This is a genomic window from Ruegeria sp. YKSD179 (assembly GCF_059612885.1).
Map to the genome: position 1 here is coordinate 1 of NZ_JBXWRL010000055.1, position 16,479 is coordinate 16,479.

Below are 16,479 nucleotides of genomic sequence, written 5' to 3' on the forward strand. Positions count from 1 at the left end.
ATGCAGTTGACGCAAAACGCTTTGGACGTCCATCTTGGACCAACCGGGACCTATTTTATTGCTGTTGCAATTATCTTTTTTGCGTTCACATCGATACTCGGCAACTATTCCTACGCAGAAAACGCGATGGTTTTCCTTGGGTTAGAGGGAAGGGTGGCAATGACGATTTTGCGGTCAGGATGTCTGGCGATGGTCGTATGGGGTTCAGTTCAAACAGTAGCAACCGTTTTCAACTTTGCAGATGCTGCGATGGGCCTGATGGCTGTAATCAATATAACCGCGATTTTGTTATTGTCTGGAACTGTCTATCGCTTGACCAAAGACTATTTCGATCAGCGTAAGTCCGGGAAAGAACCAACATTTATTCTAGAGAACTTTGACGGTAAGCCAAAGGGCATCTCGAAGAATATATGGAATGAGACCGACGATGTTTCAGCCACCTGATCCAGTGCGTTTTCAAGAAATTCTTGACGACATCGTTGATCGGATGCGCTTTGAAACAGAACGGGGAGCGGCCGCCAGCTATATTCCTGAACTTGCTGATGTTTCCCTGAACCGGTGCGGAATTGCTGTGGCGCCGCTTGGTGGACCTGTGCTGTCGTCAGGTGACAGTGCGGTACCATTCTCGATCCAGAGTATCTCCAAAATATTCAGTTTGGTCTTGGCACTTGGTCACGTTGGAGCGGCACTCTGGCAACGCGTTGGGCGTGAACCTTCGGGTGATCCATTCAACTCTATCGTTCAACTTGAATTTGAACGTGGAAAACCACGAAACCCATTCATTAATCCGGGCGCAATTGTCGTTTCCGACATTATTACCCTGAAGTCGCGGGAAGCTGCTGAAAATCATCCGGTTTTGCAGTTGTGCCAAGATCTGGCCGACGACCACACGATATACGTTAACGAAAACGTCTTTCAGTCGGAGGTTGCAACGGGCGACAGAAATCGGGCGTTGGCCTATTTCATGCTGGCTGAAGGCAACATTGAGTGTGACGTGCGCCAGGTAACAGAAAGTTACTTTCGTCAATGCAGCATTGAGATGAGTTGTCAGCAGCTTGCACTTGCAACACGTTTCTTGGCCGCTGGGGGCAATGATAAGGGGGCATCACGTTTTGGGGTTACTCCGGAAAGGGCGCGGCGCATCAATTCGTTAATGATGACATGTGGATGTTATGATGCTTCGGGGGAAGTTGCATTTCGGGTCGGACTACCGTGCAAGAGCGGCGTTGGAGGCGGCATTGTGGCCATTGTACCCGGCATCGCCTCGTTGGCTGCTTGGAGTCCGGGGCTGGACGAGAAGGGAAACTCTGTTCTGGCATTGAAGGCGATAGAAGAGTTGACACGTAGATTGGGGTGGTCCGTCTTTTGAAATTCCGGCAGCGTTGCGTGGTCAGAAAACGATCCTTGTTCGTAATCCAAAAAGTGTGATGTTGTCCTGATCAGGATTTAGCAACGGGTCCGAGATAAATTGGACCGACGGTGTTATTTGAAGCCCGGGCGATATAGAAAATCGATAGAAGGCTTCAAACGTAAATTGATCTCCGTCGAACCCTCGCGCTTCGGCCCAATTCAGGCCCAGTCCGGCCAGATCTGTGTTCCGACCATAATATCCTATGCCAGTTGAGACAGAACGGTCGTACAGAGCGGCCGTCCCCTTGGCAGCCCCTGCGCGAAAAAACGGCATCCACTGATTTCCTACAAACCACGCTGCTGAAAAGGCGGCGCCATAGTCTTCTTCGCGGCCTTGGTCTTCAGAGCCATCCGCGTGCCAAAGCGTAAGGTGGACGTTGTCGAGATAGATGCGGTCAAAGCCCGAAGTGTAGCCAATCTCTATAGATTTGAAGAGGTTTCCATCGCTAAAAACATCAAAGTCAGGGTTTGAAGGATCAGCGTCGGCATCGGCCAAACTAGCTACGGCGTAAAAATTACTACTGAGCTTGAGACCTCCGGCGATGCCGATCCCTTGGTTCGGCGTGTTAATGGTAGGGCTTGTATTAAAAGACAGGTTTTGAAATCCACTGTAGGGGCTGACAAGCCCGTAAACGTCAACAAAATCTGTCACATCGATCTGCCCGATTTGTAATGTCCAAGAACCATCTCCGGCGCGTTGGGTCCAAAACAGGTTCGTTAAAAGCAAGCCATTGTCATTGAAGGCGGTACCGGTAATCGATAATGCACCGCCGTCCAGACCAAGAAACTGTGGAGCCACATCAGTGTAGCTGTGCCGATCTTCAATCTTGAACGTCAGCGACCCCAGATCAGTTGCTTGCCAACTGCCAAAGAAACGAGCGATACCGCTTGCGGCCTCTCCCTCTCCTAAATCGGCGTCAGTCGTTTGTCCTAAGGCAAGATAATCGATCGAGAACCGAAAACCGTTTTCGCCAAGCTTGTCCTTCCACGCAAACCAACCAGGAGCTACGTTTCGTGGAAAATCTGAACGATATTGGGGATCGGTTAAACCATCACCTGGCTCTAGTTCGGCGACCACGGACGAAGGGCCCGACAATCCTTGAGCTACAGCGATTGAAGCACCAGCAAAAGATATTAACAGAGCGAGGCACCATTTCATCATTCTGACGCCTGTCTACCACCGGTTTTACGTGCGCCTGCGGCCCGTAATTTTTTGGCGGCACTTTCGCTCCACTCCAGTTGATCTTCGCGGCTCTCAAGCGTTTCAACTTTGGCTGCCTCAAGCTGAAACGTGGCTTGCATGGGCATCAGGCCGTCGACTACTACCATCTGGTGATTGGAAGGAGCAATCTCCAATTTTCCCGTCAGCCGAACGGGTTCGTGAAAATAAGCAGGCGTCCAATCACCATTCAATTGAACTCGGATCATTTGGTTCGGTGGCGGCGGCGGCATGTGGCTGCACATCCCCCTTTCAGGGACCAGATATGCAATGGCTTTTCCGCTCGCGTCCGGCGGTGCCGGAATAGCAAAGCCGGCAAGCGTGACGGTCCGCCCGTCGTATAATGGATTGCCAGCTGTCGCAGCCTTTTCTCGCCGTTCTTTAACAACCTCGCGTTGGGACAGTAACCAATCGACGTTGACGCCATCGTCTGCCAAAACATCTTCGGTTTCGGTCAGTAATTCTTGCCACCTTAACCGTTCTTCCTCACTGCCTGCATTTTGCTGGAGACGACCGCGCAAACGCACAACAAGCAGCACGTCGTCGAATTGCTCTGGCGTCAGATCTCTATAGGGGTCTTCAAAGATTTGAACGGTGGGATCAGGAAGATCGACCCAGTCTACAGAGATGCCCGCACAAACAACAGATCCGGCACCGACACAGAAGAAACAAGTCAGCACTACGGCCTTTATACGAAAAAACATGCCTAAGTTTCTCCCGATCTTTGGCAATCCAGGTGGAACCAGATACGACATTAATCTAGCGTGTTTTTGTAAACTACACCGTCCTTCATGATTAAACGGATGGTTTCCGGGCTGTCCGGCCTCAGGTCGGCTCCGAACCATTGATCTCCGGTGCCGACGACCGAGAAATCCTCGAGCGGATTTCCGTCGATCAATAAGATATCTGCATAGGCCCCCTCTTCGATCACACCCAATTTCCCAGCTGTGTAGGGATTCATGAAATCACCAGATAACGCGACGACCTCGCCGCCTGTAGAAGTCAGTGTAACCATCGAGGTAAAGGGTCCAAAGAACTCGTTATTGAGATGTTTTTCGTAGGCGATTTGTATGTTGCAAGCCTCAACCGACCCGACGCAATCGGTCTGAAACCCTCGTTTCACCGGGCATTCCTTCATGTTGTCGATGTAACCGGCAAAAGTGGCCGAGGCTGACTTGGCCTTTGCAAGGCTTGAAGGCACGTTTGCAACCGCAGAGATTTCCAGAAGACCCGGGTCAAAAGCCGTTAGGTTCGTGGTGATATAAGCACCTTTTTCGTTCATGACTTCGGCAATTTCGCAATCAAACGAAAACCCGTGTTCAATTGACATTATCCCGGCGTCGCGTGCATTCAGAATTGCTTCTTTTCTGTAAGAGTGTGCCATCACATAGCTGCCATACTCATTCGCGACTTGCACAGCGGCTTTTATTTCTTCAGGGGAGCCGGCCAGCAATTGCCAGGGATCGAATGCCGAGACGACACCGCCGGATTGCATGAACTTCAACTGCGTCGCACCCATGCGGAAGTTGTTGCGGGCGAATTTGTAGACATCATCAACACCGCTAACCTCTTGCGCCATGTTCAGTCGACCCATGTTTGTGCTTGAGCCCGGTGGCGCGGTGAAGTTTGCGAAATCGGCGTGACCACCGCGTGTCCCGATGAACGCGCCGGAAGGATAGTAGCGGGGACCTTCGATCTGTCCCGCGTCTATTGCTCTGCGAAGCCCACCATTCGCCCCTCCGGCGTCCCGCACCGTGGTGAAACCTTGCATAAGGTACATTTCGGCCATCCGGGCGCCATGGATAGCAAAGTCTTCCCAGGTGGTGTTGGCTTCCATTGCCGGCAGTGTCGGCCCCATCAGCATTAGGTGTGCGTGCAATTCAATAAATCCGGGGGTAAGGGTGCGACCGCCGCCGTCAATGATATTGGCGTTTGGGGCATCAATTGTATCTGTTGAAACAGTTTTGATTAGATTGCCTTCGACCAACACGCTGGCATTCTCGATCCTTTGTTCGTTGACGCCATCAAAGACATGCACGTTGGTGAACAAAGTCTGTTCAAGCGCTTCGTCTTGAGCAAGTGCAGATCCGCCCAAAGCCCAAACAGCCAACAGGCTATATGATATACTTTTCATTGCTCTCTCCGCTAGACCGTTTCAGTCAAAAATATTTTTCTTTGAATATGATAGGAGGAGAGACTTTGAGTCAATCTGGCAGACTTGGATGCATTGGCTTTGGATGCAAGTACCAACAAACCGGAGATCTTTTACTTGGCCCTAAGCGGGGCATAAACTTTATCTCCTAGCATAATTACCAAAGTAGTCTGCCAAAATATCAAAGACAATTCGAATTCGCTGTGCGGTATGCAGCTCTGAATGAGTGGCCAACCAAATCGGAAAAGTGAACGGCTCACGTTCGGGCAGCACCCGTTCTATTTCTGGTGCCAGGTTCGCCACATCATCCGACATGACACAAACGCCAAGACCTTGTCGCACCATCTCCCACGAGACGATGCCGCTTGCTGAGGTCATACGAAAGTTTTGGGTTGTTACTGGAACGCCTGCAGGTTGCAGAAAGCCAATCATTGTATTGACATCTGAAAATCCAACAAAGTCCAGTTTGGCGAGCTCCGCCTCGGACTTTGGCCGCCCGACCTGATCCAGATAAGATGGCGCAGCGTAGAAGCTTGCAGTGCCCTGGGCCACCAGCTTGGCAATAAGATCAGGCTGTGTTGGGCGTACGTGCCGAATAGCTATGTCAGCTTCCCTTTGTCGAATGTTTCGGATGTCATTGGCTGCGACCACATCAATTTCCAACAGAGGTGCCGCACGGCGTATTTGTTTTAAAGCGATTGGCAACTGGTAGGCCGACATAACATCTGAGGCCGTAATCCGTACTTGCCCTTCAATGGTTTGGGATTGGCTTGTTGCGGTCAATGAAATTTGGTTTGCGACATCCGCCATTTCCCTTGCGTGGGACAGCAGCTCATTGCCCGTGCTTGTCAACGTTAAAGATTTACCGGACCGCTCAAACAGCTTGACGCCCAGTTCCTGTTCTATGGCGGCGATTTGGCGTCCTATGGTAGGTTGCGTTTGCCCAAGTTCGCGCGCGGCCGCAGAAAATGATCCCTTCTCTGCAGTCACCAGAAATGATCGCACGTGGTTCCAGTCAAAGTTGATAGCCTGCCAATTCATGCATAAATGCATATCATCTCTGCAGTAAGACGCAATTTCTCAATAGATGCGTTTAGGTTAAGCGTGCTGCCATCAAAATCCGAAAGGTTCACCAAAGATGGCTACAATATCCAAAGATGCTGCTTTCTGGAGCAAAATATCGAGGAAATACGCAGCGAGCCCGATTGGAAATATGGACGGGTACCGAAATACACTTGAACGTACCAAATCCCACTTAAAGCCTAGCGATAACGCATTGGAAATGGGTTGTGGCACAGGATCGACAGCGTTGCTTCTTGCTCCACACGTGGCCCATATAACGGCGACCGATATAGCACCGGGAATGATTGAGATCGCGCAAGAAAAGTTGGATCAGGGTGGTCCCGAAAATGTGACGTTTAAAGTGGCGGAAGTACAAGACCATGCACGGGATAATGGATGCTATGACGTTGTTATGGCGCATAATTTGCTTCACCTCCTGCCAGATCTGGACGAAGCACTGACCGTAATATCTAAAATTACCAAAACAGAAGGATTATTCATTTCCAAAACTGTTTGCGCACCTAACAAAACAGGATTGAAGTATGGGTTGATCCGACATCTGGCGATTCCGGTCATGCAGGCCATTGGTAAAGCTCCGTTCGTAAAGTTCGTGTCCGCGAAGGAGCTAGAGCGTAAGATCGAAGATGCAGGTTTCAAAATTCTGGAGACCGGCGATCAAGCCGGGACGATGCTTAGTCGGTATATTATTGCTCGTAAAACCTGAAGTCCCACGAATTTTGGAAAACGGACACTTGGTTCACAATGATTATTCTCCGCCTTGGTGACCACCGGTGAAATAACTGCAGTCCCAGGTGCGGCAAAACCGCTGTTAAGCCAATGACGCCCAGTTTCTCAAGTCGAGGTTTAAATTTTATCTCGGGTTTGCCATCCCAATAGGTTGACGCACGCAAAGACAATCGCAGCAACGCAAACGATAGAAGGGCCGGCAGGTGTGTCGAAGACATAGGCCGATCTCAATCCAATCACAGCCGAGGCCCCTCCGATAACCGCTGCGACAACGGCCATGGCCTCGGGGGATCGGGCTAGGCTCCGTGCTGCGGCTGCAGGGATGATTAACATTGCAGCGATCAGCAACACGCCCACAACCTTAATCGCAACCGCTACGGTTACTGCCAGAGACAACGTCAGAATTAGCTGCTCGCGTTTTGGGTCAAAGCCGCTGGCATAGGCTAGTTCCTCGTTCAGTGTAGCAGTCAAAAGCTCCGACCATCGCCAGGTAATTAAGGCAACGACAAGCGCCGCTCCTCCCCAAATTATCAACAGGTCGGTGCGCGAAACTGCCAAAATGTCGCCAAAGAGGTATGCCATCAAGTCGATGCGCACCCCCGATAAGAAAGATACGGCTACCAGACCAAATGCCAGGGCCGAATGGGCCAAGACCCCCAAAAGCGTATCCATCGCATAGCCGCGGCCACTTAGGACAGTAACTGTCAAAGCCATGATAAGAGCGACCGCAAGGGCGCCTGCAAATATCGACATCTGAAGCGTAAGCGACAACGCGACACCCAGAATTGCAGCGTGTGCTGTTGCGTCGCCAAAATATGCCATCCGGCGCCAGACAACAAAACACCCAAGAGGCGCGGCAGCTAGCGCCACTCCGACACCAGCAAGCGTCGCCCTGGTCATAAAATCATCAAGCATTATTCTGCGGCTTCCTGAGAACTCTTACTGTGATCATGATGGTGGTCATGTTCGTGACGATATAAGGCCAAAGCACCACCCGTTCCGGTGCCAAACAATGCTCTGTATTCCGGTGCCGAAGCGACGACGGCCGGAGAGCCTTCGCAGCAAACATGACCATTCAAACAAATGACCCTGTCCGAGGCACTCATTACGACATGCAGTTCGTGGCTAATCATCAAAACCGCACAACCCGTTTCCTTTCGGACTGCCTCGATCTGCTGGTAAAAAGCGGCAGAGCCACGCTGATCAAGACCCTGAGTTGCCTCATCCAAAAGCAGAATATCCGGTCGATCAATAAGGGCGCGTGCAAGCAGGACTCGTTGGAACTGTCCACCTGACAATCGCGACATCTGGTTGTTCAACAAATCCGGTACGCCAGCCGATTCCAGTGCTTTCACGCAATCCTGACGCGGCACCCGGTTAGTAAGGCGCATAAAACGTTCGACGGTGATAGGCAATGTCGGATCAATATGCAGTTTTTGGGGGACATAACCTATCTTTAGCCCGGGGTTGAGAGTGACGCGTCCTGCCGAAAGCGGGGTGGCGCCAATGATGGCCCGCAAAAGACTTGTTTTGCCTGACCCATTTGGCCCGACTATAGTTACGATCTCTCCAGCCTCGATGGTCATATCCACATGGTGCAAAACAGTATTTTCACCATATTGGACGCTTAGATCTTCCACAGTTACGAGAGCCATTACTGGGCCTTTTCGGTACAGTCAGGGCATATTCCTTCGGCTTCTACGACCGTACGTTCAATCTCAAAGCCCGCTGCCTTTGCTGCGGCACCAAGCACACCCTTTGCTGTGGCCGAGTGCGTTTCAGCGACGGCTTCGCACTTTCTGCAGATCATGAAGGCTGGAGAATGCGAAGTGCCCGGATGTGCGCAAGCGACGAAGGCGTTTAACCTTTCAATCTTATGCACAAATCCATTTTCCACCAAAAAGTCGAGCGCCCGATATGCAACAGGCGGCTGCGACCCAAACCCTTCTTCGCGCAAGCGATCAAGAATTGCGTAGGCGCCAAGCGCTCTGTGTTCTTGCAGCAGCATCTCCAACACTTTACGCCTGACGGGTGTCAGCCGCAAACCTTCGGCGCTGCATCGCGCCTCGGCGTTTTTAAGTCCGGTTTCAACACAGCTCTTGTGGTCATGTTTATGAAATCCAACAAGGCCGCCTTCATCGGCTTGCATGGGGCGTGTCTCACTTGTCATGTTATTCCATATCATATATGCCACTCGTAACGTTATAAAATCACATAGAGGGTCATATGTCCAGAAAGCTCCTTCCCGTTTCAATAACCGCTGCAGTGATGGGTGGAACAGCTATTGCGGAGGTTCCCAACGTGGCGGTGGACATCACGCCGGTGCATTCTTTAGTTGCGCGCGTGATGGAAGGCGTTGGCACACCAGACCTGATTGTGCAACCGGGTGCGTCACCACACGAATACAATCTGCGCCCATCAGAGGCAGCCGCGTTGCAAGAGGCGGACATAGTCTTCTGGATCGGTGAAGATCTGACCCCGTGGATGGAAGGTGCCATTGGAACCCTTGCCGAAGGCGCAACGGTAACGTCTTTACTGGAAACTGACGGCACCGTTTTATTGGAATTCCGCGAGGGGGCGTTGTTCGAAGCACATGACCACGGGCATGATGCTCATGCCGATGAAGAACATGTCGACCACGATGACCACGGCGATGAGCATGCGCACGACGACCACGCCAAAGAAGAAAAACATGGCGACCATGATCACGACGAGCATGCCGAGAAACATGAAGATGGTGATGATCATGCTGAGGGTAAAGATCATGGTCATGAAGATGAACATGCGGAGCACGCGGAGAGTGATGAACATGATCACGACGAGCATGCTGAGCATGAGGACCACGACGATCACCACCATGGCGCGCATGATCCTCATGCCTGGCTATCTCCGGCAAACGCCGGGAATTGGCTAAACGTGATCGCGGCACAACTATCGGCAGCTGACCCGGATAACGCTGGCGCTTACTTCGCGAACGCGGCATCAGCGCGCGAGGAAATGGAGGCGTTGACTGTCGAAGTGGCGGGAATGCTTCAGCCTGTTCAAGGTGGTAGCTTTATCGTGTTCCACGATGCCTATCAGTATTTTGAAGACGAGTTTGGTTTGCCAGCTTCGGGTGCGATTTCCATTGGAGACGCTTCTGACCCGAGTCCGGCTCGTATTGCAGAGATTCAAGCGCGCATTAAAGAAGAAGGTATCACCTGCGTTCTAGCGGAACCGCAGTTCAATCCGGACCTTGTCAAAACGGTGCTTGACGGAACTGAGGCTAGTACAGGTGTCATTGATCCGTTGGGGGCGGAGCTTGAACCCGGAGCCGACTTGTACCCGCAAGTCATTCGTAACATGGCTAAAACCTTGTCCGATTGCTTGTAAGATAAACAGCCAGCCTGTTCGAAAGAAGCGAATGGGCTGGCCCATCACTACTGTTGCCCGCTCTTTTAGATGCAGCCCATCAAAAGATGACGCTAAAAATCTCCTGAGTGCTTCGATAACCATATGAACTCTCGATCTGGGCAGCAGGTCTAAGATGTTTTTGTAAAACCTGAAGATGCAACGGCACTCGAAGAAAAGCCCGAGTGAGCCTATTTGCTTGTACTCAGACGAAACGTCGGGCTTCTGCTGAAACAGACGGTGTACTGTTCCCAGGAACGTCCAACGCGTTTATTCGCCTCTCACAAATTAGACGAGTTACCGCCTAATTCCGGCCACATGAATTGTTTAGAAGAAGGAAACAGTTGACGTTTGACTGAATTTGCTTCGCTGAATCGGCTAGTTGGGGTTCGTATGTTATGACCGGAAGTTTTTCGGCTCGGAGCGCGCAAAAGAACAAAAGGGATTTCCAGACCCCAAAATTGGTGTCGCTGGTTGTCCCTGTTTTTAATGAACAGGATTCCATAGGAAAATTCGTGGAACGCATTCACGAGGTTCTGGATCCGATGGCGCCGGCGACAGACTATCAAATAGTTTTTGTAAATGACGGTAGCCAGGATGCTACTGAATTTGCAATTCGAAGCCTGATGAAAAATGACGCGCACATCGCTTTGCTTAACCTTTCTCGTAATTTTGGCAAGGATTCAGCGTTGTGCGCAGGGTTGGAGCACGCAGTTGGGGACGCCGTAATTCCGATGGATGTGGATCTTCAGGATGCGCCGGAAGTAATCCCCGAAATGATAGTGAAATGGCGCGAAGGTACACAGATAGTGAATGCTCGACGAGTGGACCGGTCGAAAGACAGCTGGATCAAACAGAGGTCGGCTGCCGCCTTTTACAAAGTTTTCAATTCTCTGGCCGAAAGACCGATTCCAGCCAATGTAGGCGACTACAGATTGCTCGACCGTCAGGTCGTGGATGTTGTTCGGGAAATCGGTGAAAAATCACGATTCAACAAATCCATCTTTAGTTGGGTCGGGTTCGACACTGCAGAAGTGACGTTTCAGCGCCCAGAACGTATCGCGGGAAGATCAAGCTGGTCTTACTGGAAACTATGGAACTTTGCGTTGGACGGGATTTTCACGAGCTCTACGGTCCCTCTTCGGGTCTGGAGCTATGTAGGTACGATTTTGTCACTCGCTTCGTTTGGCTACGCGGCCTTTATTCTTTTCTACACTCTGTTTTTGGGGGCAGATACGCCGGGTTACGCGTCGACGGTCATTTTGATCCTCTTGTTTGGCGGGCTAAACCTGTTGGCGGTGGGTATCATTGGTGAATATGTAGGCCGGATTTTCAACGAAGTTCGGGATCGTCCAATTTACATCGTGCGATCAGCGCATGGACTGAAATCGGAGAAGTGACGTGGAACGCGGAACTTACGACCGAATGGGTCGAAATGAAGACGTGCATTGGTGGTTTGCCGGACGTCGAGACGTGATACGGGCCACCATTGATCGTTTGATCTCATTGCCAAAAAACGCGCGCATTCTGGAAGCGGGATGTGGAACGGGTGGCAACCTAGAAATGTTGATGGGCTTGGGCGAACTCGACGCATTCGAGTACGACGCGGAGGCACGTGCAATTGCCGCGGAAAAGAGCTGTCTGGAAATAGCATACGGAGCGCTGCCAAATGACATCCCGAACCAAGCTAAAAAATATGACCTGATCGCATTGTTCGACGTGCTGGAACACATTGAAGATGACAGGGCCACTCTTGAAGGTTTATCGGGCCATTTAGCAGGTGATGCACGACTGTTTGTTACGGTTCCCGCCTTGCCTTGGATGTGGTCAAGTCACGATGAGATGCACCATCACTTCCGCCGCTACACAAAAAAGTCGCTGAAAGAGGTTTCTGAGAAAGCAGGTTTAGAAGTTGAGTATTCTTTTTACTTCAATAGCCTGCTGTTTCCGATCGCCGTTGGCCTTCGCCGTTTTAAAGCTTTGTTCCATAAAGAAACAGCTGATGACGCAATGCCGTCTGATTGGGTAAACAAAATACTATATAGAGTTTTCTCGACTGAGAGGCATTTTGTTGGGCGTTTTCATGCGCCTATTGGTCTATCAGTTTGCGCCATTCTCAAACAAAAACAGGCCGGATAATGATCGCCCAACTAACGCGATTTGCCAGCGTCGGTTTGTTTGCCACGCTATTGCATGTTCTAGTCGCCATGCTCGTGCGCAATTTGCTTAGTCTGGATGTCCAAGCGTCAAATTTCGCGGGATTTCTGGCCGCGGTTTCTGTTTCCTATTTTGGCCATGCAGAGATGACATTTAAGGCAACGGGAAGCCATCAACAGCAAATGGTTCGTTTTGGGCTACTAGCTGTTTTGGGTTTGCTACTAAGTAGCGGTATCACCTATGTAATTTGTGGAGTGATGGATACCAGTTTTGTTGTTGCTATGGCGATCGTTGCCGTCGTTGTGCCGAGTGTAACTTTTCTTGTATCGAAATATTGGGTGTTTGCAGGTGACCAATCCAAAGTGGTTTACAAGGACTGGATCGGCGTCCTGTTCGCAATCGCGTTCGCGGGTCTTTACTTTGCCGTGTACAAGGACCGCCCCATCAATCACGATACAGCTTGGTATTTGGTAGCCACACGAAACTGGCTTTCTGGTGCTCAGCTGTATGTCGATATCGTCGAGGTTAACCCACCGCTTAACTTTTATCTGACGGTTCCTGTTGTTTTTCTGGCTGAATGGTTGAGCATGTCCGAGACAAACGCGCAGTATTTGACGTTGTCGATCTTGATGGCATTTAGCCTTGTTTGGGTATGGAACCTATTGCAACAGTACTCTGAGTTGGACTGGGGTCGGCAGTTCCTGATGTTGATCGCTGCAGCGGTTGCTATGGCTGTCCCAGCTGTTTCTTCAAGCGGCCAACGTGAACATCTCATGGTTATTTTCACTATGCCTTATCTTTTTGGGCACATAGTGATGCAGGGAGCAGGAACTGGCAAAGAGAGTGTCGGCCGCGCTGCTTTTGCCGCAATCGGCATTTGTATCAAGCCACACTTTGTTTTGATCCCGATCGCGCTCACGATAACTGAGATGTTTCTGAAGCGATCACTAAAGCCCGTGGTTTCAGCGTCAAACGTCACATTGTTCGCAATTGGGGGGGTATATCTGGTAGCGGCCGCAACATTGCATCCCGAGTATTTCACCGAAATTTTGCCAATTGCGACATCTGTTTACGGGGCCTATCGATTTAACGATGCAACGGTAATTCGCCTTGTTGTGCCTGCCATTCCACTGCTATTTCTGGCGGCCTCAGTTTTGGCTGTGCTTTACGGTCGGGGTCGTATGGCGGCACTGCCTTTCGCGGCAGTTTTAGCTGGATGCGTAATATACTTTGTTCAGTGGACCGGCTTTGGGTATCAGGCTGTTCCGATCCACGCCTTTGCCATTGTCGGGTTTATGTGGTTGATTTTGCAAGCTCGGCTCAATTGGCTACTTGCCTCTGTGTCGGCTTTGGGTCTGGTCGCCTGTGTGTCGCTCGCGTTCCAAAAAGGGTTTAATCGCAACGATTTAACAGAGAGTTTTTTGTCGATATTGAGGGCAGAAACGCCCGAACCACGGATAATGGTGTTCTCTTCTTCGCTGGCTCCGTCTTTTCCGTTGGTGTTAGAAGCTGATGCAGTTTGGACAAGTCGCTATCCCGCGTTGTGGCTCGTACCGGGTGCAGCGAACGGGTTGCGTGTGGAAAACTGCGAAGCGAACTCTGAGCGCTGCGCCAAGTTGAATAAAATCCAGAGTAGAACCCGCACCGAAATTGTTGATGATTTTGTCGGAAATTCCCCAAATTTTCTGGTGTTCGACAACACTCCACCCTTTGTATTTCAACCGTTCAACTTCATTGAGTTTCTCGAAAAAGATCAGCGTTTTACTGAAGCGATGAACCGCTACGTGGTGATAGAGCAGGATTCCAGATTCACGTTTTGGGGACTTCGCTGAGACCGCAATCATAGTCGCAAAGAGCGGTCTGAGCATATAGCCATTCACATTTTGGGTCTGCATGTGTTGAAATCACTGCGGAAAGACTAATCAGGCGAAAGGGCTGACATGCAAAACCATGGATATGCATCGGGCAGGTTGAACTTACCGTTTGTTGGTATTTCGACATTTGCGAAATCCGCCTATGTCCAAGATTGGGATCAGATTGAGGCTGACGTTTGCGTTTTGGGTGCACCTTTTGATTTTGGGACACAGTGGCGGGCAGGGGCCCGGTTTGGTCCCCGCGCGGTTCGCGAGGCATCAACCCTGTTCAGCTTCGGTCATGCCGGCGCGTATGACCATGAAGATGATCTGACTTATTTGGATAGCTCGGTGCGCATTGTCGACTTAGGAGATGCGGACATCATTCACACCAAAACTGATGAAAGCCATAACAACATTGCCTTTGGCGTGCGCAAAATTTTGGAAGCAGGTGCTTTGCCATTGGTCATTGGCGGTGACCACTCGATCAATATTCCGTGCATATCCGCATTCGCGGATGATTGCGCGGAAAATGGTCCGATCCATATTGTTCAATTTGATGCGCACCTGGACTTTGTCGACGAACGTCACGGAGTCACGAATGGCCACGGCAATCCGATGCGGCGTGCGATCGAAAAAGACTATGTGTCAGGGATGACTCAATTAGGTATCAGGAACGTCTCTTCAACCGCGAAAGAGGGGTATCAGGACGCACGCTCAAGGGGATCGGATATCTTGTCCGTCCGTCAAGTTCGTGAGCTGGGAACTAAGGCTGTTTTGGAACGTATCCCTTCTGGTGTGCGCTATTATGTTACCATCGACATTGATGCTTTCTGTCCTTCAATTGCTGCGGGCACAGGCACGCCAAGCCATGGTGGATTCCTGTATTACGATGTGCTCGAGATTTTGCAGGGTCTGGCAGGGCGTGGTGATGTTGTTGGGATCGACCTAGTGGAAGTGGCGCCAGCCTACGACCCAACTGAAAGCACCCAGATATTGGCAGCTCAGTTATTACTGAACTTCTTGGGCTTTATTTTTCACGAACGTGCACAACGTGGATAGTCGGCCATGGTGTGAGACTGAGGCCGGGAACATAATGCGTCCACAGACGTCAACTTTAGTCACTTATTTGATTGAAACTGTGTGCTAAAAAATTTGAAAAAAATACATCTGGAACCCGAGCGGTGATGAACTGCCGGGGCAAAGTGCCCCGGCAGGTAATTTTATGCGTCAATAATGTTATGCTTTGGGCCATAAGGGAACCCGGTGATGTTCTCAGCTCCACTCTCACCTACGACCAGAATATCGTGTTCCCGATAGCCGCCTGCGCCGGGCTGTCCTTCGGGAATCCATAGCATCGGTTCGATTGAGACCACCATGCCTGGTTCTAGTACGGTGTCTATATCTTCGCGTAGTTCCAAACCAGCCTCTCGACCGTAGTAGTGGCTGAGAACACCGAAAGAGTGGCCGTAGCCGAAAGACCTGTACTTGAGCAATCCTTGATCGGCGAAGAAACGGTTGATCTCTGCAGTAATACCTGAACATGTGGCGCCAGGCTTGATAAGGCTAAGGCCCAAATCGTGCGCGGCGACGTTGGCTTGCCACAACCGCAGGCTATCTGGATCGGGTTCCCCCAGGAAAAGAGTTCGTTCAAGCGCGGTGTAATATCCCGAAATCATCGGAAAGGTGTTCAAAGACAGGATATCACCCTTTTGCAAGGAACGTTTGGTGACCGGGTTATGTGCTCCATCTGTGTTCAATCCTGATTGAAACCAAACCCAAGTGTCACGGTATTCAGCGTGAGGGTAAGCGCGGGCGATCTCAGATTCCATGGCGTCACGACCGGCCATTGCAACTTCGATCTCGGTCGCGCCTTCGCGTATCGCCGCGTGTACGGCTGCACCGCCAATGTCCGCCGTTCGTGCTCCGCCCTTAATCAGCTCGATCTCTTCGGCGGATTTGACCATTCGAGCGGCCATTGTGTCAGGTGCAACATTGATCAGCTCTGGATCACCGAGCATTTGCAGCGCCGTATCTCTGGCGGCAAGAGTCATGTGGTCGCTTTCAATTCCAACGCGTTTTGCATTGCCAATCAAATTGGCCACAGCGCGCCAATAATTATCCCGTTTCCAATCGGTGTAGATTACGTTGTCTTCGACAGAGCGTCGCCATGGCTGGCCAGCGTCGATGTTGGCCGAAACTGTCGTGCAACTGTCTTGCGTAACAACACATCCATAAGGGCGGCCGAACGCACAATAGAGGAAGCCCGAGTAGTAAGCGATGTTTTGCATCGAAGTCAGCAAAACCACTGGGATGTCCCGTTCGGCCATGATCGCTCGTAGCTTCGCGAGGCGGCGTGCATATTCTTGTTTGCTGAACGGTAGTGGGGCTTTGTCGCCATTATGGCAAGTGAAAAACTCTGGGCGATTTGAAGTGTCGGACATATTTGGCCTCTCTCATTTGCCGGGTATGCAATCCCCGGCCACATG

The 16,479-nt window shown here is 50.9% G+C and carries 16 protein-coding genes; 8 read left to right on the top strand and 8 right to left on the bottom strand.

The window, feature by feature from the left end:
- Window positions 1-444 (top strand): alanine:cation symporter family protein (locus tag AC2FNE_RS20380; protein WP_496806147.1); only part of this gene is annotated, 444 nt, incomplete at its 5' end.
- Window positions 428-1,369: a glutaminase gene (locus tag AC2FNE_RS20385; RefSeq protein ID WP_496806148.1), complete on the top strand. Its 942-nt coding sequence runs from the start codon at window positions 428-430 to the stop codon at window positions 1,367-1,369. The genes AC2FNE_RS20380 and AC2FNE_RS20385, both read left to right, overlap by 17 nt.
- 21 nt (window positions 1,370-1,390) lie before the next feature.
- Here AC2FNE_RS20385 and AC2FNE_RS20390 read toward each other — a convergent pair whose 3' ends face one another.
- From AC2FNE_RS20390 to AC2FNE_RS20405, 4 genes are all read right to left on the bottom strand, one after another.
- Window positions 1,391-2,572, bottom strand: coding sequence for a carbohydrate porin (locus AC2FNE_RS20390; RefSeq protein WP_496806149.1), 1,182 nt, complete (start codon window positions 2,570-2,572; stop codon window positions 1,391-1,393).
- Complete coding sequence (locus AC2FNE_RS20395) at window positions 2,569-3,333, bottom strand: DUF3299 domain-containing protein (RefSeq protein ID WP_170610604.1); 765 nt, start codon at window positions 3,331-3,333, stop codon at window positions 2,569-2,571. The genes AC2FNE_RS20390 and AC2FNE_RS20395 overlap by 4 nt, the downstream gene beginning before the upstream one ends.
- A gap of 50 nt (window positions 3,334-3,383) precedes the next feature.
- Window positions 3,384-4,763 (bottom strand): metal-dependent hydrolase family protein, encoded by a 1,380-nt coding sequence (locus AC2FNE_RS20400; RefSeq protein ID WP_496806150.1) that lies wholly within the window; start codon window positions 4,761-4,763, stop codon window positions 3,384-3,386.
- 159 nt (window positions 4,764-4,922) lie between these two features.
- On the bottom strand, window positions 4,923-5,822 hold the full coding sequence (locus AC2FNE_RS20405) for a LysR family transcriptional regulator (protein WP_170605572.1): 900 nt from the start codon (window positions 5,820-5,822) through the stop codon (window positions 4,923-4,925).
- Window positions 5,823-5,919: 97 nt separating this feature from the next.
- Here AC2FNE_RS20405 and AC2FNE_RS20410 point away from each other — a divergent pair, with 97 nt between their 5' ends.
- Window positions 5,920-6,567 carry a class I SAM-dependent methyltransferase gene (locus AC2FNE_RS20410; RefSeq protein ID WP_170605571.1) on the top strand — a complete coding sequence of 216 codons (648 nt, stop codon included), beginning with the start codon at window positions 5,920-5,922 and terminating at the stop codon, window positions 6,565-6,567.
- A gap of 140 nt (window positions 6,568-6,707) precedes the next feature.
- Here AC2FNE_RS20410 and AC2FNE_RS20415 read toward each other — a convergent pair whose 3' ends face one another.
- From AC2FNE_RS20415 to AC2FNE_RS20425, 3 genes are read right to left on the bottom strand one after another with little or no spacing between them, the layout of a single operon-like run.
- Window positions 6,708-7,505 (bottom strand): iron chelate uptake ABC transporter family permease subunit, encoded by a 798-nt coding sequence (locus tag AC2FNE_RS20415; RefSeq protein WP_170479950.1) that lies wholly within the window; start codon window positions 7,503-7,505, stop codon window positions 6,708-6,710.
- The gene (locus AC2FNE_RS20420) at window positions 7,505-8,245 is read right to left on the bottom strand and encodes a metal ABC transporter ATP-binding protein (protein ID WP_170605569.1); all 741 of its coding nucleotides are present in this window, start codon (window positions 8,243-8,245) and stop codon (window positions 7,505-7,507) included. Before AC2FNE_RS20420 ends, AC2FNE_RS20415 begins: the two co-directional genes overlap by 1 nt.
- Window positions 8,245-8,760, bottom strand: a complete 516-nt coding sequence (locus AC2FNE_RS20425) for a Fur family transcriptional regulator (RefSeq protein WP_170605567.1) — start codon at window positions 8,758-8,760, stop codon at window positions 8,245-8,247. The genes AC2FNE_RS20420 and AC2FNE_RS20425 overlap by 1 nt, the downstream gene beginning before the upstream one ends.
- Window positions 8,761-8,816: 56 nt before the next feature.
- On the opposite strand from AC2FNE_RS20425, the gene AC2FNE_RS20430 reads away from it, so the two are divergent.
- The 5 genes from AC2FNE_RS20430 to speB all read left to right on the top strand — a co-directional run bounded on the left by AC2FNE_RS20430 (window position 8,817) and on the right by speB (window position 15,052).
- A complete protein-coding gene (locus tag AC2FNE_RS20430) occupies window positions 8,817-9,962 on the top strand; it encodes a zinc ABC transporter substrate-binding protein (RefSeq protein WP_496806151.1) in 1,146 nt (381 codons plus the stop codon).
- Window positions 9,963-10,378: 416 nt separating this feature from the next.
- The gene (locus AC2FNE_RS20435) at window positions 10,379-11,380 is read left to right on the top strand and encodes a glycosyltransferase family 2 protein (RefSeq protein WP_170605562.1); all 1,002 of its coding nucleotides are present in this window, start codon (window positions 10,379-10,381) and stop codon (window positions 11,378-11,380) included.
- A gap of 1 nt (window position 11,381) precedes the next feature.
- Window positions 11,382-12,119, top strand: coding sequence for a class I SAM-dependent methyltransferase (locus AC2FNE_RS20440; RefSeq protein WP_217362375.1), 738 nt, complete (start codon window positions 11,382-11,384; stop codon window positions 12,117-12,119).
- The gene (locus tag AC2FNE_RS20445) at window positions 12,119-13,969 is read left to right on the top strand and encodes a GtrA family protein (RefSeq protein ID WP_496806152.1); all 1,851 of its coding nucleotides are present in this window, start codon (window positions 12,119-12,121) and stop codon (window positions 13,967-13,969) included. The genes AC2FNE_RS20440 and AC2FNE_RS20445 overlap by 1 nt, the downstream gene beginning before the upstream one ends.
- Window positions 13,970-14,077: 108 nt before the next feature.
- Complete coding sequence (speB, locus tag AC2FNE_RS20450; protein ID WP_170605557.1) at window positions 14,078-15,052, top strand: agmatinase; 975 nt, start codon at window positions 14,078-14,080, stop codon at window positions 15,050-15,052.
- 161 nt (window positions 15,053-15,213) lie between these two features.
- Here the strand turns inward: speB and AC2FNE_RS20455 are convergent, their stop codons facing one another.
- Window positions 15,214-16,434 (bottom strand): aminopeptidase P family protein, encoded by a 1,221-nt coding sequence (locus tag AC2FNE_RS20455; protein ID WP_170605555.1) that lies wholly within the window; start codon window positions 16,432-16,434, stop codon window positions 15,214-15,216.
- Between the last annotated feature and the right edge of the window lie 45 nt (window positions 16,435-16,479).